This window comes from Dechloromonas hortensis (assembly GCF_009469765.1).
Classification (GTDB): Bacteria; Pseudomonadota; Gammaproteobacteria; order Burkholderiales; family Rhodocyclaceae; genus Azonexus; species Azonexus hortensis.
The window spans coordinates 167,797-189,182 of sequence record NZ_SSSQ01000006.1 but is presented as its reverse complement, the minus strand read 5'-3'; the positions used below and the strand labels follow the sequence as shown (position 1 = coordinate 189,182).

General features: G+C 61.4%; 20 protein-coding genes. 8 read left to right on the top strand and 12 right to left on the bottom strand.

Features of this window, described 5'->3' with window-relative positions:
* Positions 1-9: 9 nt before the first annotated feature.
* The 4 genes from GH663_RS11960 to GH663_RS11945 form a co-directional block, all read right to left on the bottom strand.
* Complete coding sequence (locus GH663_RS11960) at positions 10-321, bottom strand: BON domain-containing protein (protein ID WP_153131960.1); 312 nt, start codon at positions 319-321, stop codon at positions 10-12.
* 146 nt (positions 322-467) lie between these two features.
* Entirely contained in the window at positions 468-2,987 is a 2,520-nt protein-coding gene (locus GH663_RS11955; protein ID WP_246181575.1) for an EAL domain-containing protein, read from the bottom strand.
* A 213-nt stretch (positions 2,988-3,200) separates the two neighbouring features.
* Positions 3,201-3,425: a CsbD family protein gene (locus tag GH663_RS11950; RefSeq protein ID WP_066881360.1), complete on the bottom strand. Its 225-nt coding sequence runs from the start codon at positions 3,423-3,425 to the stop codon at positions 3,201-3,203.
* A 194-nt stretch (positions 3,426-3,619) separates the two neighbouring features.
* Complete coding sequence (locus GH663_RS11945; RefSeq protein ID WP_170291410.1) at positions 3,620-3,952, bottom strand: ElaB/YgaM/YqjD family protein; 333 nt, start codon at positions 3,950-3,952, stop codon at positions 3,620-3,622.
* A 228-nt stretch (positions 3,953-4,180) separates the two neighbouring features.
* Here GH663_RS11945 and GH663_RS11940 point away from each other — a divergent pair, with 228 nt between their 5' ends.
* Both GH663_RS11940 and GH663_RS11935 read left to right on the top strand, forming a co-directional pair.
* Positions 4,181-4,339, top strand: coding sequence for a DUF3309 family protein (locus tag GH663_RS11940; protein WP_153131958.1), 159 nt, complete (start codon positions 4,181-4,183; stop codon positions 4,337-4,339).
* 87 nt (positions 4,340-4,426) lie between these two features.
* Complete coding sequence (locus GH663_RS11935; protein ID WP_153131957.1) at positions 4,427-4,591, top strand: DUF1328 domain-containing protein; 165 nt, start codon at positions 4,427-4,429, stop codon at positions 4,589-4,591.
* A gap of 21 nt (positions 4,592-4,612) precedes the next feature.
* Here GH663_RS11935 and GH663_RS11930 read toward each other — a convergent pair whose 3' ends face one another.
* The 6 genes from GH663_RS11930 to GH663_RS11905 all read right to left on the bottom strand — a co-directional run bounded on the left by GH663_RS11930 (position 4,613) and on the right by GH663_RS11905 (position 10,229).
* Complete coding sequence (locus GH663_RS11930) at positions 4,613-6,982, bottom strand: phosphoketolase family protein (protein WP_246181574.1); 2,370 nt, start codon at positions 6,980-6,982, stop codon at positions 4,613-4,615.
* A gap of 88 nt (positions 6,983-7,070) precedes the next feature.
* Positions 7,071-7,391 carry a chaperone modulator CbpM gene (locus tag GH663_RS11925; protein WP_153131955.1) on the bottom strand — a complete coding sequence of 107 codons (321 nt, stop codon included), beginning with the start codon at positions 7,389-7,391 and terminating at the stop codon, positions 7,071-7,073.
* 2 nt (positions 7,392-7,393) lie between these two features.
* Positions 7,394-8,335 carry a DnaJ C-terminal domain-containing protein gene (locus tag GH663_RS11920; protein WP_153131954.1) on the bottom strand — a complete coding sequence of 314 codons (942 nt, stop codon included), beginning with the start codon at positions 8,333-8,335 and terminating at the stop codon, positions 7,394-7,396.
* A 42-nt stretch (positions 8,336-8,377) separates the two neighbouring features.
* The gene (locus GH663_RS11915; RefSeq protein ID WP_153131953.1) at positions 8,378-8,821 is read right to left on the bottom strand and encodes a PRC-barrel domain-containing protein; all 444 of its coding nucleotides are present in this window, start codon (positions 8,819-8,821) and stop codon (positions 8,378-8,380) included.
* 124 nt (positions 8,822-8,945) lie between these two features.
* Positions 8,946-9,902 (bottom strand): extracellular catalytic domain type 1 short-chain-length polyhydroxyalkanoate depolymerase, encoded by a 957-nt coding sequence (locus tag GH663_RS11910; RefSeq protein ID WP_246181581.1) that lies wholly within the window; start codon positions 9,900-9,902, stop codon positions 8,946-8,948.
* 111 nt (positions 9,903-10,013) lie between these two features.
* Positions 10,014-10,229, bottom strand: coding sequence for a hypothetical protein (locus GH663_RS11905; RefSeq protein ID WP_153131951.1), 216 nt, complete (start codon positions 10,227-10,229; stop codon positions 10,014-10,016).
* Between the two features lie 293 nt (positions 10,230-10,522).
* On the opposite strand from GH663_RS11905, the gene GH663_RS11900 reads away from it, so the two are divergent.
* The 5 genes from GH663_RS11900 (at position 10,523) to pgl (ending at position 16,023) form a co-directional block, all read left to right on the top strand.
* Complete coding sequence (locus GH663_RS11900) at positions 10,523-10,720, top strand: hypothetical protein (protein WP_153131950.1); 198 nt, start codon at positions 10,523-10,525, stop codon at positions 10,718-10,720.
* Between the two features lie 3 nt (positions 10,721-10,723).
* Positions 10,724-12,352: an NADP-dependent glyceraldehyde-3-phosphate dehydrogenase gene (locus GH663_RS11895; RefSeq protein ID WP_153131949.1), complete on the top strand. Its 1,629-nt coding sequence runs from the start codon at positions 10,724-10,726 to the stop codon at positions 12,350-12,352.
* An 86-nt stretch (positions 12,353-12,438) separates the two neighbouring features.
* Positions 12,439-13,878, top strand: coding sequence for a decarboxylating NADP(+)-dependent phosphogluconate dehydrogenase (gnd, locus tag GH663_RS11890; protein ID WP_153131948.1), 1,440 nt, complete (start codon positions 12,439-12,441; stop codon positions 13,876-13,878).
* Entirely contained in the window at positions 13,875-15,347 is a 1,473-nt protein-coding gene (gene zwf, locus GH663_RS11885) for a glucose-6-phosphate dehydrogenase (protein WP_153131947.1), read from the top strand. The genes gnd and zwf overlap by 4 nt, the downstream gene beginning before the upstream one ends.
* Positions 15,322-16,023 (top strand): 6-phosphogluconolactonase, encoded by a 702-nt coding sequence (pgl, locus tag GH663_RS11880; protein ID WP_246181573.1) that lies wholly within the window; start codon positions 15,322-15,324, stop codon positions 16,021-16,023. The genes zwf and pgl overlap by 26 nt, the downstream gene beginning before the upstream one ends.
* Here pgl and GH663_RS11875 read toward each other — a convergent pair.
* The gene (locus tag GH663_RS11875; RefSeq protein WP_153131946.1) at positions 16,013-16,540 is read right to left on the bottom strand and encodes a hypothetical protein; all 528 of its coding nucleotides are present in this window, start codon (positions 16,538-16,540) and stop codon (positions 16,013-16,015) included. The genes pgl and GH663_RS11875 overlap by 11 nt on opposite strands.
* Before the next feature lie 234 nt (positions 16,541-16,774).
* On the opposite strand from GH663_RS11875, the gene GH663_RS11870 reads away from it, so the two are divergent.
* Complete coding sequence (locus tag GH663_RS11870) at positions 16,775-19,303, top strand: PAS domain S-box protein (protein WP_153131945.1); 2,529 nt, start codon at positions 16,775-16,777, stop codon at positions 19,301-19,303.
* A gap of 199 nt (positions 19,304-19,502) precedes the next feature.
* Here GH663_RS11870 and cls read toward each other — a convergent pair whose 3' ends face one another.
* Positions 19,503-20,891, bottom strand: coding sequence for a cardiolipin synthase (cls, locus tag GH663_RS11865; protein WP_153131944.1), 1,389 nt, complete (start codon positions 20,889-20,891; stop codon positions 19,503-19,505).
* Between the last annotated feature and the right edge of the window lie 495 nt (positions 20,892-21,386).

The window sequence follows — 21,386 nt, the reverse complement described above, 5'->3', positions numbered from 1 at the left end:
CGCGAGCGCTTACTTGATACGCATGTCGTTCTTGACGGAAACCACACCCTTGACGCCGCGGGCCAGTTCGACTGCACGGTTGGCGGCAGCCTGGGATGAGACGAAGCCACTCAACTGAACCACACCCTTGTAGGTTTCGACGCCGATTTCGGCGACTTTCGTGGCCGGGTCACCGAGAATCGCTGACTTGACCTTGGAGGTGATGACGCTGTCATCGACATACTCGCCGGTACTTTCCTGTTTCGAGCTAGAACTGCAGCCGACGGCTGTGACCAGCGTAAGAGCCAGAATTGCGGCAGACAGATATTTGCTTGGATTCATGATTGACACTCCTAAAGTGAGCAAAACAGGAAATCCTGTTTCCAACGTCTTCTTGTTGAATCGCAGAGACGCCTCAAAAACAGCATAGGTTGAAGTGGCAGCCGGCTCGGTACGCTGGCGCACATAAGGGACAACCCGGCTTGAACTCAAGCGGCAGGCTTGCTGACCAGCGTGCGCGTGCCGAGCAAGCGGGAAAAATCTTCGGCCGGCAGCGGATGGCTGAACAGAAAGCCCTGACCTTCATCGCAGTGCAGGGCTTTCAGATAGGCTAGCTGTTCGCGGGTTTCAACGCCCTCGGCAATGACCCGCTGCTTGAGGTTTTTCCCCATGCCGATGATGGCACTGACGATGGCTGCGTCATCCGCATTGCTGGCAATGTCACGCACGAAGGACTGGTCTATTTTCAGCGTATCGATCGGAAAGCGACTGAGATAGCTGAGGCTCGAATAGCCGGTGCCAAAATCGTCGATCGCCAGTTGCAGGCCCATCGCCTTGAGCTTTTCAAGCATCTGGGCCGAGGCCTCGGCATCGTGCATCAGGATGCTTTCGGTCAGTTCCAGTTCGAGATAGCGCGGCGCCAGACCGGTTTCCTCAAGAATGCTGGCGGCCTCTTCAAGAAAATTGAGGTGTCTGAATTCAAGCGCCGAAATATTGACCGAGACGGGCACCGCCTGCAGCCCGAAGTCGAGCCAGGCCTGAACCTGCCGACAGGCTTCATGCAGCATCCAGCGACCAATGGGCACGATCAGGCCGCACTCTTCGGCGATGGTCACGAACTGCTCAGGATAGATCAGGCCGACCGTCGGATCCTGCCAGCGAATCAGGGCCTCGGCCCCGGTCATGATGCCGGAGGCAATGTCGATTTTCGGCTGGTAGTACACCTCGAACTCGCCCTGTTTCAAAGCCCGGCGCAGATTGTTTTCGACCGACAAACGCTGGATGGCCCGGGTGTTCATCTCGGGCGTAAAGAACTGGTAATTGTTGCGCCCCTTGGCCTTGGCGTAATACATCGCGGTATCCGCATTCTGCATCACGGCATCGGCGGTAGAACCATCATCCGGATAGATGCTGATCCCTATGCTCAGCGTGATATGCAGTTCGTGACCGGCGATGCGATGCGGCACAAGCAGCGCTGCCAGCAGTTTCTCGGCAACCTGAGCCGCATCCTGCTGCCGCTCGATCTCGGCCAGCAGGATCACGAACTCGTCGCCACCCTGGCGGCATACCGTGTCCGTTGTCCGAATGCATTCACCCAGACGCTTCGCTACCGACTGCAGCAACTGGTCTCCGATGACATGGCCCAGTGAATCGTTGATGTTCTTGAAATAATCCATGTCCAGGAAGAGCAACGCCACCTGCTTGTGGTGCCGCTGGGCCTGGCCGATCGCCCGGGAAAAGCGCTCGGTCAGCAGCAGGCGATTGGGTAGCCCGGTCAGGAAATCATGTTGGGCCAGATGAGACATTTTCTGCGCCATGGCCCGCGATTCGCTGACATCGTGAAAGACGATGACGGCGCCGGCGACCCGGCCATCCCGGTTGTGGATCGGCGCCGAAGAGTCCTCGATGTCGGATTCGATGCCATCGCGCCGGATCAGTATGCTGTCCATCGCCAGCCCGACCACCCGGTTCTCGGCAATGGCGCGCTGCGCCGGATTGTCGGCAGGTTGCCGGGTCGCCCCGTTGATGATCCGGAAGACATCGCTCAACGGCTGTCCCTGCGCTTCCGCCAAGGACCAGCCGGTCATCGTCTCGGCCACCTGATTGAGATAGGTGACATTACCTGCGATATCGGTGCACAGAACGGCATCGCCAATCGAGTTGAGCGTCACCTGGGCCCGCTCCTTTTCCTGAAACAAGTCTTCGCGCGCCAGCTGCAATTCAATATCTGCCGCCTTGCGCTCGGTAATATCCTCGACCGTCTGCACCCGGCCGCGCGAACGCCGGCCATCGGGCATGGCGGCCGCATTCAGGCGGGTCCAGACGATGGTCCCGTCCTTTCGCATGAAGCGCACCTCGGCCTGAAAGGCTGTATGCCCGCATACCGCATCGCGCCATTCGGAGACAATGCGTAGCCGATCGTCTGGATGAATCGCCATGCTCCAGTTGGTGCCCAGCGCCTGTTCGAAATCGAACCCGGAGATCTTGTGGTAAGCCTCGTTTGTATAGACACAATTACCCTGTGTATCGGAGACGAAAATGCCCAGCGGCGAAGAATCGCTCATGGCGCGAAAATGCTCTTCGCTGTCTTGCTGCGCGTCCTGGCTCGCCTTGCGATCCTGGATATAGCGCAGGGCATGCGGCAGCCAATGCGCGTCGATGGCGCCTTTTGTCAGGTAATCGTTGGCCCCGCGTTGCACGGCCTCGCGCGCCAAGGCCTCGTCGTTGGCACTGCTAAGAACCAGAATTAGCGCATTTGGCGCCACACTGTAAATCTGGTCGAAAACCTCGAGTCCCTGAGCGTCAGGCAGGCTCAGATCAAGCAGGATGACATCGACGGCTAGCGTATCCAGGTATTTGAGCGCCGACACCTGATTGCTCACCCATTCCACCTGATAGATTTGCCCTGTCGAATTGGCAAGCGCATCGTTGATCAGCCGAGCATCGGCTGGATCATCCTCGACAAGCAGTACACGGGTCAGTGCATTACTCAGGTCTGGGGCGTTCATGGGCTTTCCCTCTCGCGCAGATTACCTTCCCAACCACAGCGCAAATCACGGCAACGGTAGCGGTGAACCGGAACGAAAATGCTCAAAATCAGATCGATCGCACGTCGGGAGATACGGTTTGTCGAACCGTTGCACCGCGGACAGGAACGTCCGTGAGAGACGAGGCTGCCCCCGGGGCCGGAAAGACTTTTGCTAGGGAGATTGTTGCCCCCGTCAGGAAGCCCCCGGCGGACGAAAGTCCTTGTTGGAATCTTCGAAAAGCTTGATCTGCCTCTCCGCCTCATCCTTGGTGATGCCGTAGCTCTCCTGCAACTTGCCGGCGAGCTGGTCGCGCTTGCCGGCGATCACGTCGAGGTGATCATCGGTCAGCTTGCCCCACTGTGACTTGACTGTGCCCTTGAATTGCTTCCAGTTGCCTTCAACGATATCCCAGTTCATGTCTAACTCCTTTGGTCAGGACCCGGCGGGCGGAATCACCTGTCGAAGATCCTTTTGCCCCGCTTCCGGTGCAGATACCAAGCTAGACGCATTGCCGGACAAGATCGGTGTGTTCCCATACATATGGAAATATATGGCGCCACCCGGAGGTAATGATTGAAGCGCCGGGCGGCAGCGCTTCGCTCATCAGTCACTCAGCGCCGGCTGAGGATGGCGCCGATGACGACACCGGCCGCAGCCGCAACCCCAAGTACTTTCCAGGGGTTGTTCCTGACATATTCGTCAGTCGCATCGGCCGAGCAACGCGCCTTGTCGGTCAGCGCCACACTCGCATCGTGAAGCCGCGTCTTGGCCTGGGCCAGCCCTGCCTCGAGCTTTGTTCGGGCCATGACCAATTCGTCGGAAGTGGCGGTGGCAACGTTATTGATCAGCGTATTCGCATCGCCGGCAACATTTTTGAGATCCCTGACCAAGGCTTGCTTGCTGCCTTCGACGGTCCCCTGATTGCTGATTGTTTCGGTAGTCATCATCTCTCCTTGTCACTTCGTTACGGGAGCAGTTCCGTGGGCGAGGACACGTTTGGGTCAACGCATTCCCCTGCCTGGCATCGTCATCCTCGCTCCAGGCGATGTCTGTGTGCTGCCGCACAGACGTCAGTTCGCTAACGAGTAGGCTTGACGGCAAGCCACAGAAGCGCCGGCCTGGAGTTGCTTGCCGGCGCTAAGCGGCTACCGAAACGAACAAGGAGAGATCAAATGTCCTTAGGAACAATTCTGCTGATCATCGTGATTCTGATGCTGATCGGCGCATTTCCCAGCTGGCCCCACAGCCGTGGCTGGGGTTACGGCCCCAGTGGCGGTCTTGGACTGGTACTGGTCATCCTGCTCATTCTGCTCGTGCTGGGCAAGATTTGAGGTTTTGACCCGGTTTCGGCAGTCGACCGGCGCTTTGCCCAAAGTGCCTGAAACCGCCCCTCTGGGAAAAGAAGGAAAGGAAATGCCATGCTGTACTACGCCGTTGTCTTTTTCGTCGTTGCGCTAGTCGCGGCACTCTTCGGCTTTACCGGCATTGCGGCCGGTGCGGTCGAAATTGCCAAGATCCTGTTCTTCGTCTTCATCCTGCTCTTCATCGGCTCGCTCGTCATGGGCTTGATGCGCCGCAAGTAAGCGCCAGCCGGGAGTTCTGCTTCATTCCCGGGCCGCCGGCCATTGCCAGTTGCGGATTTCCGGCATGTCTTCGCCGTGCTCGTGGATGTATTGCGTGTGCCGGTTCAGCATGTCGCGCATTTGTTGCTTGATGTGGGCCGCCTGCGACTGCAGTTTCGGCACCTGATTGGCGACATCCATCACCAGATTGAAGCGGTCGAGGTGATTCAGCACGACCATGTCGAACGGCGTCGTCGTCGTTCCCTCCTCCTTGTAGCCGCGTACGTGCAGATGGGCGTGATTGCTGCGCCGGTAGGTCAGGCGGTGAATCAGCCAGGGGTAGCCGTGATAGGCGAAGAGGATCGGCGTGTCGGCGCGAAATAGCGAGATGAATTCGGTATCGGACAGGCCGTGCGGGTGTTCTTCCTTTGGCTGCAGGGTCATCAGGTCGACGACGTTGATGAAGCGGATTCTCAGCGCCGGTGCGATCTGGCGCAGGATGTCGATGGCGGCCAGCATTTCCAGCGTCGGCACGTCGCCGGCCGCAGCCAGCACGATGTCCGGCTCGCCATCATGGTCGCTGCAGGCCCACTCCCACATGCCGATACCGGCGCTGGCGTGGTTGATCGCGGCCTCCATGTTCAGCCATTGCCGCTCCAGTTGCTTGCCGGCGACGATGACATTGACCAGGTTGCGGCTCTTCAGGCATTCATCGGTGACGTAGAGCAGCGTATTGGCATCCGGCGGCAGATAGACGCGGATGATGTCGGCCTTCTTGTTAACGACATGGTCGATGAAACCCGGGTCCTGGTGCGAGAAGCCGTTGTGGTCCTGGCGCCAGACATGCGAGGTGAGCAGGATGTTGAGCGAGGCGATCGGCCGGCGCCAGGGAATCTCGCCGCAGACCTTCAGCCACTTGGCGTGCTGGTTGAACATCGAGTCGATGATGTGGATGAAGGCTTCGTAGCATGAAAACAACCCGTGCCGGCCGGTCAGCAGATAACCTTCGAGCCAGCCTTCGCAGGCATGTTCGGATAGGATTTCCATGACCCGGCCATCGACGCCCAGATGGTCGTCATCGGCGTAGCGTTCGGCCATCCAGCGCCGGTCGGTTTCCTCGAACACGGCGCCGAGGCGGTTGGAGGCGGTTTCATCCGGCCCGAAGACGCGGAAGTTGTGCGGGTTACGCTGCATCACATCGCGCAGGAACTCGCCCATCGCACGCGTCGATTCGGCCCGCGTGCCGCCCGGCGCCGGCACCGGCACCGCGTAGTCGCGAAAATCCGGCAGTCGCAGGTCGTGCAGCAAGATCCCGCCGTTGGCATGTGGATTGGCCCCCATCCGCCGTTCGCCGCTCGGGGCCAGCGCCGCCAGTTCCGGCCGCAGCCGGCCCTCGGCATCGAACAGTTCGCGCGGGACGTAGGACTGCATCCAGTCTTCCAGCAAGCGGACGTGTTCCGGCTTTTCCATGTCGCTGAACGGTACCTGATGCGAGCGCCAGTAACCTTCGCTCTTCTTGCCATCGACTTCCTTCGGCCCGGTCCATCCTTTGGGCGAGCGCAAGATAATCATTGGCCAACGCGGGCGAACGACGCCCCCACCCGCCCGGGCCTGGCGCTGAATGTCTGAAATTTCGTCCATGGCGCGGTCGACCGCAGCAGCCATCAACTGATGCATGGTTTCCGGATCGTCACCCTCGACAAAGTACGGTTTGTAGCCGTAGCCGACGAACAGGCATTCCAGTTCGCTATGGCTGATCCGGGCGAGTACCGTCGGATTGGCGATCTTGTAGCCGTTGAGATGGAGGATCGGCAACACGGCGCCATCCGTGCGCGGATTCAGGAACTTGTTGGAATGCCAGGAGGCGGCCAGCGGCCCGGTCTCCGCTTCGCCATCGCCGACGACGCAACAGGCGACCAAATCGGGATTGTCGAACACCGCGCCATAGGCATGGAACAGGGCGTAGCCCAACTCGCCGCCTTCGTGGATCGACCCCGGCGTCTCCGGCGCCGCGTGGCTCGGGATGCCGCCCGGGAAGGAAAACTGGCGGAACAGCCGGCGCATGCCCTCCTCGTCCTGCGAAATGTCGGAATACAGCTCGCTGTAGCTGCCTTCGAGCCAGGTATTCGCCACCACGGCAGGCCCGCCGTGGCCGGGCCCGGCGATGTAGATCATGCTCAGGTCGCGCTGGCGGATCAGCCGGTTCATGTGCACGTAGATGAAGTTCAGGCCGGGTGTCGTGCCCCAGTGGCCGAGCAGGCGCGGCTTGATGTGCGCCGGTTGCAACGGCTGCTTGAGGAGCGGATTGTCGAGCAGGTAGATCTGTCCCACCGACAGGTAATTGGCGGCCCGCCAGTAGGCATCCATCCGCTGCAGCTCGTCGGCCGGCAGCACCGCTTCAATTGAGGACAATTGCATCTCCTTGAACGATCAAAATGAAAATCCGCCATGCTGGTTGCCTCCCCGCACGCTCCACCGGTGAGCAGCGGCGCAAATGGCGCTATTCGCCGCCTATTATGCGCAGCCTTGCCCGTAGCGCATCAACTTCCTCCAGCAATTGCAGGACCAGCGCCGCGCCGGCCAGATTGATGCCGAGGTCACGCTGCAAGTGGAAAGCAACGCGGGTTCGGTAGAGGTGCACGCCACTGAAGCGCCAGCGATGCGGCTCGCGGCCCTGCGGGGCAAGCACGCCTTCATCGACCAGTTCGACGATGAACTCGGCGCGTACCGAACAGGCACGGCAGAGTTCGGCCAGCGTCAGGTTGCTCTGTTCATCGAGAATGAGCGCACTCGGCAGCGGCAGGTTCTTTTCGTTCGCCATTCTCAGACTCCCAATTTGGCACGTGGCCGGAAGCTCTTGAACTGCTCGGCCATGCTGCCGTAGAAGGCTTTTTCTGTATCAGACGCGGCGGCCGGCAAGTCGATCCGGATCACCGCATAGAAATCGCCCGGCGTATTTCCGGGAATGCCGCGCCCCTTCAGTCGAAGCTTGCCGCCACTCGCCGAACCCGGCGGGATCTTCAGTTCGACCGTGCCACCCGGCGTCGGCGCCTTGATTGTGGCGCCCAGGGCGGCCTCCCACGGGGCGAGCGGCAGGTCGAGATAGATATCGCGCCCGTCGACCCGATAAAGGGCGTGCGGATGAAAGCCGATTTCCAGATAGAGGTCACCGGGCTTGCCCTGCCCGATGCCCGGCGCGCCCTGGCCGCTCAGGCGGATATGCTGGCCGGCCCGAATGCCGATCGGAATGCTCACATTGAGTGTATGGGTCGCCATCGACACCCGTCCCTGGCTATCGATTTTCGGCGTTTGCAGCGTAATGCTGCGGGTGGTGCCATGGTAGGCATCCTCGAGGTCGATCAGCACCTTGGCGTGACGATCTTCACCCCGGACATGAAAATCTGCCCGCGCCCGTCCGCCGCTGCTGAAGCGGCGGCCGTAGAGGGCTTCAAAAAAGTCGCTGAACTCCCCGGAGGCGCCATCGCCCTCGCCGGCATACTCGAAACCGGCGTTCCAGTCCGGCGGCGGCCGGAAATCCTGCCCCGCTTTCCAGTCCTTGCCCAACTGATCGTAGGCGGCGCGCTTTTCCAGATCCTTCAGTACCGCATAGGCCTCGCCGAGTTCCTTGAAACGGACCTCGGCGTCCGGCGCCTTGCTGACATCGGGATGATACTTACGGGCCAACTGGCGATAGGCGCGCCTGATTTCGTCCTGGCTGGCATCACGCGCCAGGCCCATGATCTTGTAATAGTCCTTGAATTCCATTTAAGGCCCGCCAGCAGGTTTTGTTCAGGCGGCGCTCCTAGTTCAGTGGCTGGCCGGCGGACGCCCGGGCGTCGTTCCGTAGTAGGCGTAAATGCCGGCTTCCCACTTGGCGTCGGCCATGTCGGGCCACTTGTTCTTGTCGAAGCCGGGGGCGTGCTCAAGGCGCTCCTTGTTCACATCAAGCTCAAAGCGCTTGTTGGTCGTATCCAGCGTCAACGCCTCCCACGGCACGGCGAACAATTTCTCGCCAAAGCCCATGAACCCACCGAAGGACAGCACGGCATAACTGACCCGGCCGGTCCGCATGTCGATCATGATTTCCTTGATGTCGCCGATATCCTCGGCGGCCTTGTTGAAAACGTCATTGCCGATCAGCGTATCGGCCCCCATCAAATAGGGGCCTGGGCCATGACTGGCATCGGGACCGGAAGCAGTACCTGTTTTTATCTTGTAGATACCGTAGGAATCGCGCTCTTCGTAGTTCATGTCTCTCTCCAATAAAAGATGGCAGGGTAGCGCTGCGACAAGCCACGTAGCGCACCCCTGCCTTTACCCTAGAGAACTGTATTCGCATCGTCTGTTCGACAGAACACACAAGCCCGGTAGCGACTCAGGCGTTGAAGTGCTTTGCCACAAACGACCACACCATGCGCGATGCATCGGGGCCGCGCCCATCGCTGTACGGCTTGTTGGCGGCACCACCGCTCCAGGCGTGGGCCAGTCGACTGACCAGCACCAGCGTGGCAACCGTTCTGTCCCGACGCTTGAAATCCGTTACCGACATTGGATAACGCTTGCCGCGCTGCACGTTGCGGGTTGTGCCGGCGCGGGCACCGGCCGCATCGGCCCAGGACTGCACTGCGGCCTGGCCATTCTGCGGCGACACCACGCCGTCGGCCTCGCCGTGAATCACCAGCAGGGCCGGCCAGGACGCCGCCATCGTCAGCGGCGTGGCAGCGAGCGGCAAGGTGGCGCGGCGGCCGCGCATGGCGCCGACCGCCGACATTGTCGAATGAGCTGTTCCCGGCGGAATGCCGGAATGCATGACCACCGCCTTGAAGCGGGCGGGATGCAGCGAAACGACCAGTGCAGCCATGCTGGCCCCGGCCGACAAGCCGGCAATTGCCAAGCGGCTACGGTCGACCGGATGGAGCAGGCAAACCTGGTCGACCGCCTGGATGATCAGCGCGGCTTCCCGATAGGCCCGGCCGGATGCCGTGTCGAACCAGTTCCAGCAGCCCTGGCCGTTGGCCAGCCGATCCTGTTCCGGGTAGAGAACGAGAAAGCGCTCGCGCATGGCGACACGGTTCATCCGCGTACTTGTCGCAAAGGCATTCGCGTCCTGACCGCAACCGTGCAACATGACCAGCAGCGGCAGCCGCTCCCCGGTCTTGATGTCGGGCGGCTGGTAGAGCCTGAAACGCCGCACCCCGCCTGCTCCCGTGACGAGGCTCAGGCTCCAGGTGCCGGGACCTGTTGGCGGGGCAGATTTGAGCGCAGCCCGCTTCAGGGTCTGCTTGAGCGCCTGCGTTCCGGCCTTGATCGTAGTGCGTGCCACAGCCCTCATGCTGCGCCGGAAGATACCCGTCCACGCCGAGGTAGACCTGCGTTTTCTCATGCCCACCTCACCACCGTTGCCCAGCGAAGGACCAATCCGCTATTGCCGACCAGTAATATTTCACCGCTCGGTGGGCGAACTGCACTCGGCCTTGAGCGGTATCAGGTTCGCGGAATCGGCAACAGACTCCGGCTTGGCGGGCAAAACGAACGATTTTTCCGGACTTTCCTGACCGGCAGCAATCGTTGGGCGCTGGATCGGCGTCCAGCAGGCGCAGCCAATATCCCTTGCCCGATGGAGAGCCGGCTTGCGGCTTGATGTTTCGTCGTTTTTCATGCGTCCTCCTTGATCGTGCCAATCCCAATATAGGCCAGCGCGTCTTTAAATGCTTGCCCGGTTGGTCGCCAATGCACCGTCCGAAACAAACACAGGATGCCAGAAGCAATGCACGCTCTCTGTGCGATATCGCACATAAGACAAATGCCGCTCTATGTGCGCTGGCGAACGGAATCCCTCTCAATGGCAGCGCAACTTATGACTTCGTCCGAGGTGGGGCACTTCGCCTTGTTCGCCGCACCTGTTCTCGGCCAAGGAGACCAGATCCTTCAACTTCTTGTTAAGGAAATGACATGAAAAAACTTGCCGTAATACTGGCCGCCCTCGCCGGCCTTCTATCCGGCTGCGTTGTGTATGACGACCGCAACCGGAACGATGGCAGATACCGTGGCGATCGTGACAGCCAATCGCATCACGGCGATCACGACCGCGACCGCGATGGCGTTCAGGATCGCCAGGACAGACGCCCGAACGATCCGGGTCGCTACTGACGCATGAAGACCGTTGCTCAACTGGCCAGCCTGTTTCCCCGCGCCGAGCAGATTCCCGCCGATTGCCGCATCCTGGCGCCGATCCACCAGCGCGCCATCCTGATCAATGGCGAAATGCGTATCTGGAAGGGCGAGACCCGGCCGGTGCATTCGCCGGTCTGTGTGGCCGATGACGCAGGCAAGCTGACGCATGTCGAGCTGGGCAGCGTACCGGTCACCGGTACGAGCGAGGCCGATGCCGCTTTGGCTGCTGCAGTCGCCGCCTACGATCACGGGCGCGGCCAGTGGCCGAACCTGTCGGTCGCCGAGCGCATCGCCTGCGTCGTCGATTTCACCAGCCAGATCGTCGCCCGTCGCCGCGAGATCGTGAACCTGATCATGTGGGAAATCGGCAAGAGCCAGGCCGATTCGCAAAAGGAATTCGACCGCACCATCGATTACATCCGCGCCACCATCGAGGAACTGAAGCGCCTCGACAACAGCAATTCGCGCTTCGAGATCGTCGATGGCACGATCGCCCAGATCCGCCGCTCGCCGGTCGGCATCGCGCTGTGCATGGGGCCGTACAACTACCCGATGAACGAGACCTTCAGCACGCTGATCCCGGCGCTGATCATGGGCAATGTCGTCCTGTTCAAGCCGCCACGCTTCGGCGTGCTGCTCTACTACCCGATGCTCGAAGCCTTCCGCAGCGCCTTCCCGCCGGGCGTCATCAACATCGTTTACGGCCAGGGCCATGTCGTCGTGCCGCACATCATGGGCTCGGGCAAGGTCAATGTGCTGGCCCTGATCGGTTCCTCCGAAGTGGCCGACCAACTGAAGAAATCACACCCGAAGACCAACCGCCTGCGCGCCATTCTCGGCCTCGGCGCCAAGAACGCGGCGATCATCATGGCCGATGCCGACATCGAGCTGACGGTCAAGGAATGCATTACCGGTTCGCTATCCTTCAACGGCCAGCGCTGCACGGCGATCAAAATGATCCTGGTGCACCAGTCGATTGCCGAAACCTTCCTGCGCCGTTTCTGCGAGGAAGTCGCCAAGCTGGCCATCGGCATGCCCTGGGAGCCGGGCGTCATGCTGACGCCGCTGCCCGAGATGGAAATGGTCGCCTACATGAACGAGTGCATTGCCGATGCCGTTGAAAAAGGCGCCAATGTGATCAACCCGGGCGGCGGCACCACGGTCGAAACCCTGTTCTACCCGGCCGTGCTCTTCCCGGTCAGCGAAGGCATGAAGCTCTATCGCGAGGAGCAGTTCGGCCCGATCATCCCGGTCGCCACCTTCGAGGACATCGAAACGCCGCTCGACTACGTGATCACCTCGGACCACGGCCAGCAGGTCGCCATTTTCGGCAGCGACCCGGGGCAGATCGCCTCGCTGGTCGATACGCTGGTCAACCAGGTCTGCCGGGTCAATATCAATTGCCAGTGCCAGCGCGGGCCGGACGTCTTTCCCTTCGTCGGGCGCAAGGATTCGGCCGAAGGCACGCTGTCCGTGCACGACGCCCTGCGCGCCTTCTCGATCCGCACCATGGTCGCCGCCAAGCAGACCGAAGCATCGAAAAGGTTGCTCGACGCCATCGTCCTCGGCAACAAATCGAATTTCATCAATACCCACTTCATCCTCTGAGGCCGGCGGGCCTATTCCGGCCCACCGGGAACCAGCGGCTTGGTCCGTTGTCCAGCATCGACAAGGCTTCACGGGTGGAGACCACCATGAGCAGATCGGATATCGGGGTCATCGGCCTCGGCGTAATGGGCGCCAACCTCGCCCTCAACCTGAGCGACAAAGGCTACCGCCTCGGCGTCTATAACCGCACGGCAGCGGTGACGGCCGAATTCGTCGCGACCCACGGTCAGGGGCGGGACCTCACGGCAGCCGACACCCCGCAGCAATTGGTCAGCCAACTGGCGCATCCCCGGGTCATCCTGCTCATGGTGACGGCCGGCAAGGCTGTCGAGGCAGTCATCGAGCAACTGTCACCACTACTTGCCCCGGGCGACATCCTGATCGACGGCGGCAACTCGCATTTTCGGGACAGCAACCGCCGCTGGCGCGAACTGGGCGCCCGGGGCATTCTCTTTGTCGGCATGGGCATTTCCGGCGGTGAAGAAGGCGCCCGTCATGGCCCCTCGCTGATGCCGGGCGGTGCTGCAGCGGCCTGGCCAACTATCCGCGACATGTTCCAGGCCATTGCGGCCCGGGTCGATGGCACCCCATGCTGCCAATGGCTGGGTGACGGCGGCGCCGGCCATTACGTCAAGATGGTTCATAACGGCATCGAATATGGCGACATGCAACTGATCGCCGAAGTCTGCCACCTGATGCAACACACCCTCGGCATGCCCCACGCCGAAATGGCCGACACATTCGCCGCCTGGAACGGCGGCCGCCTCGAGTCCTACCTGATCGAGATCACCAGCCACATCCTGCGCCAGCGCGACCGCGATGGCAGTCCACTGGTCGACAAGATCCTCGACCGCGCCGGGCAGAAAGGCACCGGCGTCTGGACTGCGCAGGATGCACTGGAGCAGGCCGTACCGCTGACCCTGATCGGCGAGGCGGTACAGGCCCGGATGCTGTCGGCGCGCAAGGCCGAACGTGTCGCGGCAGCCGCCCTGCTCGGCAGCCCACCGTCAGTCGTCCCGGCAGCGGAGCGCGCCGCCGCCGTCGATGCCCTGCACGATGCGCTCTATGCCGCGAAACTGGTTTCCTACGCCCAGGGTTTCATGCTGCTCCAGGCCGCTGCCGAGAGCGAGGGCTGGGCTCTGCCCTACGGCGATATCGCCATGCTCTGGCGAGCCGGCTGCATCATCCGCAGCCGCTTTCTCGGCGACATCAAGGCCAGCTTCGCCCGCCAGCCGGCGCCGCCCAGCCTGCTGCAGGACCCTTACTTTGCCGGCGAACTCAAGGCAGCCGAAGCCGGCTGGCGAAAGGCCGTGATGCTCGCTGTCGGCAGCGGCGTCGCCGCCCCGGCCCTGGCCTCCGCCCTCGCCTTCTACGATGGCTACCGCTGCGCCAACGGCTCGGCCAATATCCTGCAGGCCCAGCGCGATTTCTTCGGGGCGCATTCCTATCAGCGTATCGACCGCGATCCGGCGCAACGCTTTCATACCCGCTGGCTGGGCGACGGCGGCGAGGAGTTGCTGCCATGAGCTGCGCCACCGAATCGCACGCCTACGTCATTTTCGGGGCCACCGGCAACCTGGCGAAGATCAAGCTTCTGCCTGCGCTCTACCAGCTGCATTGCCTCGGCTATCTGGCCCCCGGGGTGAAAATCCTCGGTTGCGGACGTACACCGCATGAACGCGATGGCTGGCGCGATGAAGTCCGCAAGATCCTGAGCGATGCCGGCACCGGCACGGGCAGTTGCCTGGAAGGCTTCGTCGAGCGCCTCGACTACCTGATCGGCAGCCTGCAGGATGCCGCCTTCTACCAGGCGCTGGGCAACTGGATCGGGACCGGCGAGTGCGCCCGAAACGTCATTTTCTATCTTTCGCTCAGCCCCGGGCTCTACGTGCCGGTCACCGTCGGGCTGGCGCAGGCCGGCCTGCTGGTCGAAAGCAACGGCTGGCGGCGGGTGGTCGTCGAAAAGCCGTTCGGCCACGACCTGCAATCGGCGCGTCACTTGCAGCACGCCCTGAATACCCATCTCGAAGAAGAACAGATTTACCGCATCGATCATTACGTCGGCAAGGAGTCGGTCCAGAACCTGCTGGTGCTGCGCTTTGCCAACATGATCCTGGAACCGCTGTGGAACCGTCATTACATCGATCATGTGCAGATCACGCACGCCGAGACCGTTGGCCTTGAAGGACGCGCCAGTTACTACGACGGGCACGGCGGCGCAACGCGCGACATGATCCAGAGCCACCTGCTGCAGGTTCTTGCGCTGCTGGCGATGGAGCCGCCGGTCTCGCTGGAAGCCGAGTCGCTGCGCGACGAAAAGGTCAAGGTGCTGCGCTCGATCCGCCCGGTGGACATCACGCAACTGGCCGGCCACGCGGTGCGCGCCCAGTATGCCGGCTACCACCAGGAAGCCGGCATCTCCCCGGGCAGCCACACCGAAACTTATGCCGCGCTGAAGCTCTACATCGACAACTGGCGCTGGCGCGATGTGCCTTTCTACCTGCGCACCGGCAAGCGCCTGAAGGAGCGCCGATCGATGGTCGCCGTCCGTTTCCGCGAACCGCCGATGCAGTTGTTTCAGGGCACTGGCGCCGCCACCGTCCATCCCAACTGGTTGCTGATCGGCATCCAGCCAGACGATGTCGTGCGCCTGGAAATATCCGCCAAGGTTCCCGGCGTCGAAACGCGAACCCGCCAGATCTCGATGGATGCCAGCGTCGGCAATCCCGGCGAGCGCAAGGCCGATGCCTACGAAGACCTGCTGCTCGATGTCATCGAAGGAAACCGTTCGCTGTTCCTGCGCTACGATGAAGTCAAGGCAGCCTGGAGCGTCGTCGATCCGGTCATGCAAGCGTGGGCGGAGGATGAACATCCGCCGCTGCAATATCCGGTCGGCAGCTGGGGGCCGAAAGCGGCCAGCCAACTCTTTGGCAAGGCCGGCCAGGAGTGGCGACAAAGCCTGAGCTGCAATGGCGAAGCCGATGTTGCCGGCTGACACCCGCCTGCTGGCCGATGCCGAGGCGGTTGCGGCCGAAGCCTGCCGCCTGATCGGCGACGCGGCGCAGCAAGCCATCCGGCAACGCCGGGTCTTTCGCCTGGTGCTGGCTGGCGGCAATACGCCACGTCGTTGCTATCAGTTGCTGGCCGCGACGGAGCAAGACTGGGCGGCCTGGGAAATTTTCTGGAGCGACGAACGCTGCTTGCCAGCCGGCCATCCCGAGCGCAACGACCGCATGGCGCACACGGTCTGGCTGGCACAGGTACCGATTCCAGCCGCTCAGCTACACCCGATTCCGGTCGAACTCGGCCCGGAAATAGCGGCCGCGCGCTATGGCGCCTTGCTTGCCGAAGGCCCGCCTTTCGATCTGGTATTGCTCGGCATGGGTGAGGATGGCCACACGGCCAGCCTGTTTCCGCAGGCCGCAGTACAAGACGCCCCGGTGATCGCGGTACACGGCGCACCGAAACCGCCGGCTGAGCGGGTCAGCCTCAATTATCAAAGCCTGCAAGCCTGTCGCCAGCAGTTGGTTCTCGTCTGCGGCGCCGAAAAATCATCGGCCCTCGCCGCCTGGCAACAAAACGCCCGACTGCCCATCGCGCGGTCGGTCACCAACAATGCCTCCCTGCTGGTCGATGTCGCAGCCGGTCGCTTGGCGGGACTCAAGCAGTAGTAGTGGTGTCCTGGAATTCGCCGACGGCAGCTTCGATGATTTCCCGTGCGATGGCCGTTTCATCCGGCGTTCTGGTCTGCGCCACCAGCACGACCTGACCATTGGCGATCGCATCGCGCACCAGATCCGAAAGCCAGCCTTCCTTGTGTTCGATATCCGTGTTGGCGCCGGCCGCCGCACCAACGAAGGCGCCCAGGCTGGCACCCCAACCCAGCATAACCAGAGGCGCGACCAGCGGGCTGGCGACGAACAGGCTGACATTCGCCGCAACCAGTGCCAGTTGCGCAAGCGCACCGATGCCGGTACCAACCGCCGTGCCAACCGCGCCGTCGACCAGGACGTTGGTCAGCACTTCGTTGCTCTCGCCTTTGGGTTCGCTAATTGCAGGCCCCGAATCGGCATCGAGCAACTGGAGTTGATCGCGAGGTACGCCACGCTCGACGAGCCTGGCCAATGCGCCTTCGGCTTCAGGACGGTGGGCAAAGAAGCCCGATACGTGGTGACGATATTCATCCATGTCTATTCTCCTTGGGATATCCGTACTCGACGGATGACAGCTCAGGCTAGCCGGCATGGCGTTCGATGTCTGTGCGTCATCGCACCCATCGGCAAAAGCTCATTCAAGGCCGGAAAATCGGGCTATGTTGGGTTCCGCACATACAGATATGGAAATGACGTCTATGCTTTGCGTATAGGCAGCGCCATACGTCAAACAATGATGTGCGATAGCGAGCTACCGAGAGAGGAAGCGATGCCACAGGAGTCGACGCAAAGTCCGAAGCAGAACCGTATTCTGGCGGCCCTCACGCCCAACGACTACGCACGCCTGCAGGATGATCTCGAATGCGTTTCGATGAAGCTCGGGCAGGTTCTCTTCGAATCCGGCGACAACGTTGCCTACGCCTATTTCCCGACCACCTGCATCGTTTCGCTGATGTTCACCACCCGCAAGGGGGCCTCGGCCGAACTGGCGATTACCGGCAACGATGGCCTGGTCGGCATCCCGCTGGTACTGGGGGGCAACACCACGACCCACCGGGCGGTCATCCAGAGCGATGGCATTGCTTACCGCCTGAAGATGGAGGTCATGCGCTGGGAGCTGGACCAGGGCGGCGAGCTGCAGCACCTCTGCCTGCGCTACACCCAGGCTCTGATGACGCAAATGGCGCAAAGCGTGGTCTGCAACCGCCACCATACCGTGGACCAGCAGCTTTGCCGCTGGCTGCTGCTCAGCCTCGACCGTCTGCCCGGCAACCAACTGAACATGACCCAGGAGCTGATTGGCAACATGCTGGGCGTCAGGCGCGAAGCGGTCACCGAAGCCGCCGGAAAGCTTCAGGCCGCCGGCCTGATCCAGTACAGCCGAGGACATATCAGCATCCTCGATCGAACCGGTCTGGAGGAGCGCGCCTGCGAATGCTACGCCGTGGTCAAGTCTGAATATGACCGCCTGTTTCAGTTCCCGCTCGCCATCCGTATCAAGAACCGCGTCCGGCCCAATCCGGAAACCATGCGCCGGCGCGCCGAAGCGCGTCTGCTGCAATCCCCCCCGGATATCTTGCAAACATCGTGGGACAACATGCGGCTGGTGCATGAACTGCAGGTTCATCAGATCGAGCTGGAAATGCACAACGAGGAACTCCGGCTCGCCTATAACGAGGCCGACGCCCTGATCGAGCGTTACGCCGACATCTACGATTTCGCCCCGGTCAGCTACTTCACGCTCGACCGGCAAGGCGTCATCATCGATATGAACCTGGCCGGCTCGATCCTGCTCTCCATCAAAGGTTCGCAGAAAGGCCGCTATCGCTTTGCCTCACGCATCGCCCCGGAGGACCTGGTCGATTTCAATGCCTTCTTCGAGCAAGTCTTCCGGGCCAAGGACAAGACCGCCGGCGAGTTCGTGCTGTCGGCCAACGATCACCGCCCCGAGGCAATCGTCAAGATCGAGGCGGTTCCCGATGAAGACGGGAATGAGTGCCGGATGGTCGTCATCGATGTTTCGCAGGCCAGACAAGCGCAAAAAACGCTGCAGGAGCGCGAGCAATACCTGCGCGCCGTCATCGACAACTTTCCCTTCTTCGTCTGGCTGAAAGATGCACAAAGCAGCTTTCTTGCGGTGAACGCCCCTTTTTCGGCAAATTACGGCTGGCCATCGGCCGATGCCCTGATCGGCAAGACGGACTTCGACATCACCACCCGGGAACTGGCCGAGTTCTATCGAGAAGAAGATCGTGCCGTCCTCGAATCCGGCCAGACGAAAACCTTGGTCGAACTGATCAACACCAGCGATGGGGAACGCTGGTTCGAGGTTTATAAATCGCCGATCCATCTGGAGGGGCAAGCAATCGGCACGGTCGGCTTTGCCCGCGACATCACGGAGCGCTACACCGCCGAGCAAGCGCTGAAGAACTCGGAGAAACGCTACCGCAGCCTGATTGAGAAAATGCCGCTCAGCGTCGCCATCCAGCAGGATGGCGTCCTGAAGTACATCAACTCCAGAGGCTTGGATCTGATCGGCTATCCGGCCAGCGAATGCATCGGTCAATCATTCCTGCCCCTGGTCCATGAAGCCGACCGCCAATGGGTCACCGACATTCACAAGGTTCATGCTCTCGGCGAACTGGACAACAGCAGCGCCGAGGTCAGGCTGGTGAATATGGCGGGGCGGGTCATCGACTGCCTGATCCACGTCAGCAGCGTCGAATGGGAGGGGCGCGTCGCGGTCCTCGCGATCCTCGAGGACATCACCGCCAAGAAGCTGATCGATGCAGAACTGCACCGTCTGGCCTGCATCGACCCGCTGACTGAACTGGCCAGCCGGCAGCATTTCCTCGACCACATGGAACAAGCCTTCTCGCGTCTGAAACGGGGCATCGACCGTGAGGTCGTCGTCGTCAGGCTGGATCTCGACCAGTTCCAGACAACCACCGAGAGCCTCGGCGGTCTGGCTGGCGATGCCCTGCTCCGCCTGTTCTCGGCCCAACTCCGCGACGAATTGCGCAAGGTCGATTTTGCCGGCCGCATCGATAGCGAAAAATTTGCCGTGCTGCTGCCGGAGACCAATCTGTTCGCCGCCAAGGTATTTGCCGAACGCTTGCGGGAGAAGGTCGCCGGCACAACGATCATCATGGCCGGCCAGCCGGTTTCCAGCACCATCAGCATCGGCCTGGCCGCAATGAACGTGGACGACGCCTCGGCCGACCATGCCCTGCTGCGTGCCGAACAGGCGCTGGCCCACGCCCACGAGGCCGGCGGCAATCGGACCGCCGAGGCCTGAGCGACCCGACCGGGCATTCCGTTCAAGAAATTGCGCTGTGTGCGCTACCCAACAGATGCAGGCATTGAATAACAGCAGAATGTCGTTGGGCATCCTTCCATGACCCCTTAGTTGGGTGCCTTCAGTAGTTTGCCCGGAACAGCATGCCTGCATCCGGGCATTTTTTTGGCCATTGTCATGAGCCATGCATGAGGCACCGCTAAAGCAGTCGCTGCAACAAACTCGCCCCCCACTCCTTGATGCGGAGCAGCATGGATCGTTGCTCCCAACGCTCAGGGTCGATGGCCTCCGAGCCCTCGATATCCCGGGCAATCATTCCCGACATCTGTTGGGCGAAGTCGCGGCCGAGAACGACCACGTTGACCTCGTCGTTATCGACAAAGCTGCGCCAATCAAGATTGCTTGAACCGACATACGACCAGACGCCGTCGATGAGCGCCGTTTTTGAATGAAGCAAGGCCCCACGACGCTCATAAATCCGGACGCCAGCTTTCAACAGCATGGAATAGTGCGCACGACCGGCCTGAAAAACTACGGCCGAGTCTGACTTGCCGGGCAGGATGAGCCTGACATCGACCCCGCGCCCGGCCGCATCGATCAAAGCCTTGAGCAGTTGCGGGTCGGGTACGAAGTAGGCATTGGTCAGATGGATCTGCCTTTCGGCATTGCCGATGGCGGAGACCAGGGTCAGGTAGATCGGGCTATTGGCGTCGTCCGGCGTGCTGGCGATGGCGCGCACGATATCTTTGCCCTGCGCCGTCAGATCGGGGAAATAATCCCGCGCCGCCAGCGGTTTGCCGTGCTGTTTCGTCCAGGTTTCAATGAACAGTTTTTGCAGTTCACCGACGACCGGGCCGTCGATCTGCAAATCGGTATCGCGCCAGGCTATTTTGTTTTCTGCAGTTTTTCCGGCCCGCCGATTCGCCGAGCCGGACGAATAGACACTGCTGATGTTGATGCCGCCCAGGAATGCCGTCCGCCCGTCGACCACCAACAACTTCCGGTGATCGCGATGGTTAAGCCGCCATGACACCCTTGCCGCCAGCGGATTGATCGGATTGAACTCGAGGATATTGATGCCTTCTTGCTGCATGCGCTCGAAGAAGGCCTTGGGGGTATTGATCCCGCCGAAGCTGTCGTAGATCAGATTGACCTGAACGCCTCGCCGCTGCTGCACCAGCAACAAGTCCGCAAACTGCTGCCCAATCTCGTCGTCTTCAATGATGTACGACTCGAGATTGATATGGTCGCGCGCCGCCCGGATCGCCGCGAACATCGCACGGTAGGTCGCCACGCCATCCTGCAGCAGGATTACCCGGTTGCCCAGTAGGAGTGGGCTGCCAGCGATGGCCTGCTCCAGCGCAATCTGCTTGTCGAGGATATCGATATCACCCGACTTGCGTTTGAGGTCGGCAGCGATGGCCGCATTTTTGCTGGCGGGGAGCGGACCTTCGGCATTTTCGAACCTGGCGGCCTGTTCACCGTGGCGGTCGATAATGGCGTCGGTATCGGGCAAGGCGGCGCAACCTGCTGCAACGAGCAGGAGGGCCGTCGACGTCAGGACAAGCCGGGAAATGCGGACAAGCATGACTGACCACCTCATCCTGCCATCGACAAGGAAAAGGGTGACGCCGCCGCGATCCTGAAGCAGACTGCCGCCTTTTCCGCGGGCTTAACGCGCCGGTGCAGCAGGAACGACGACCACCGTGTCGGTCCCCGTCTTGCCGGGCTCGCCTTGAGCTCCGGTACCGCCAGCCGCTCCGGTTGCACCGGTATCACCGGTCACCCCGGTCGAGCCGGTTGACCCCGTGGAGCCGGGCTGGCCGCTCGAGCCTGTAGCTCCGGTTGGACCTGCCGGGCCGGGAACCGGAACGTTGACGACAGTTGGTGGCGCGACCTGTGGTTGCTTTTCGCATGCGCCCAAGCCCAGGGCGAGCAGCAGCGCTGAAAAGATCATTGAGTATTTCATCTGGATTCCTCTTCTCGGTTTATTGAAAGCACAGACTTTGGTGTCTTTCGATCACCGTGTGCTGTTGTTCGACGGTACGCCGACGCCCGGCAAGCCTCCGTTCGCTAACACACA

Excerpts from the sequence above, each read along its gene's own strand:
- GH663_RS11960 (WP_153131960.1), bottom strand. The coding sequence starts at position 321 with ATGAATCCAAGCAAATATCTGTCTGCCGCAATTCTGGCTCTTACGCTG.
- GH663_RS11955 (WP_246181575.1), bottom strand. The coding sequence starts at position 2,987 with ATGAACGCCCCAGACCTGAGTAATGCACTGACCCGTGTACTGCTTGTC.
- GH663_RS11950 (WP_066881360.1), bottom strand. The coding sequence starts at position 3,425 with ATGAACTGGGATATCGTTGAAGGCAACTGGAAGCAATTCAAGGGCACA.
- GH663_RS11945 (WP_170291410.1), bottom strand. The coding sequence starts at position 3,952 with ATGACTACCGAAACAATCAGCAATCAGGGGACCGTCGAAGGCAGCAAG.
- GH663_RS11940 (WP_153131958.1), top strand. The coding sequence starts at position 4,181 with ATGTCCTTAGGAACAATTCTGCTGATCATCGTGATTCTGATGCTGATC.
- GH663_RS11935 (WP_153131957.1), top strand. The coding sequence starts at position 4,427 with ATGCTGTACTACGCCGTTGTCTTTTTCGTCGTTGCGCTAGTCGCGGCA.
- GH663_RS11925 (WP_153131955.1), bottom strand. The coding sequence starts at position 7,391 with ATGGCGAACGAAAAGAACCTGCCGCTGCCGAGTGCGCTCATTCTCGAT.
- GH663_RS11920 (WP_153131954.1), bottom strand. The coding sequence starts at position 8,335 with ATGGAATTCAAGGACTATTACAAGATCATGGGCCTGGCGCGTGATGCC.
- GH663_RS11915 (WP_153131953.1), bottom strand. The coding sequence starts at position 8,821 with ATGAACTACGAAGAGCGCGATTCCTACGGTATCTACAAGATAAAAACA.
- GH663_RS11910 (WP_246181581.1), bottom strand. The coding sequence starts at position 9,902 with ATGAGGGCTGTGGCACGCACTACGATCAAGGCCGGAACGCAGGCGCTC.
- GH663_RS11905 (WP_153131951.1), bottom strand. The coding sequence starts at position 10,229 with ATGAAAAACGACGAAACATCAAGCCGCAAGCCGGCTCTCCATCGGGCA.
- GH663_RS11900 (WP_153131950.1), top strand. The coding sequence starts at position 10,523 with ATGAAAAAACTTGCCGTAATACTGGCCGCCCTCGCCGGCCTTCTATCC.
- GH663_RS11895 (WP_153131949.1), top strand. The coding sequence starts at position 10,724 with ATGAAGACCGTTGCTCAACTGGCCAGCCTGTTTCCCCGCGCCGAGCAG.
- gnd (WP_153131948.1), top strand. The coding sequence starts at position 12,439 with ATGAGCAGATCGGATATCGGGGTCATCGGCCTCGGCGTAATGGGCGCC.
- zwf (WP_153131947.1), top strand. The coding sequence starts at position 13,875 with ATGAGCTGCGCCACCGAATCGCACGCCTACGTCATTTTCGGGGCCACC.
- pgl (WP_246181573.1), top strand. The coding sequence starts at position 15,322 with ATGGCGAAGCCGATGTTGCCGGCTGACACCCGCCTGCTGGCCGATGCC.
- GH663_RS11875 (WP_153131946.1), bottom strand. The coding sequence starts at position 16,540 with ATGGATGAATATCGTCACCACGTATCGGGCTTCTTTGCCCACCGTCCT.
- GH663_RS11870 (WP_153131945.1), top strand. The coding sequence starts at position 16,775 with ATGCCACAGGAGTCGACGCAAAGTCCGAAGCAGAACCGTATTCTGGCG.
- cls (WP_153131944.1), bottom strand. The coding sequence starts at position 20,891 with ATGCTTGTCCGCATTTCCCGGCTTGTCCTGACGTCGACGGCCCTCCTG.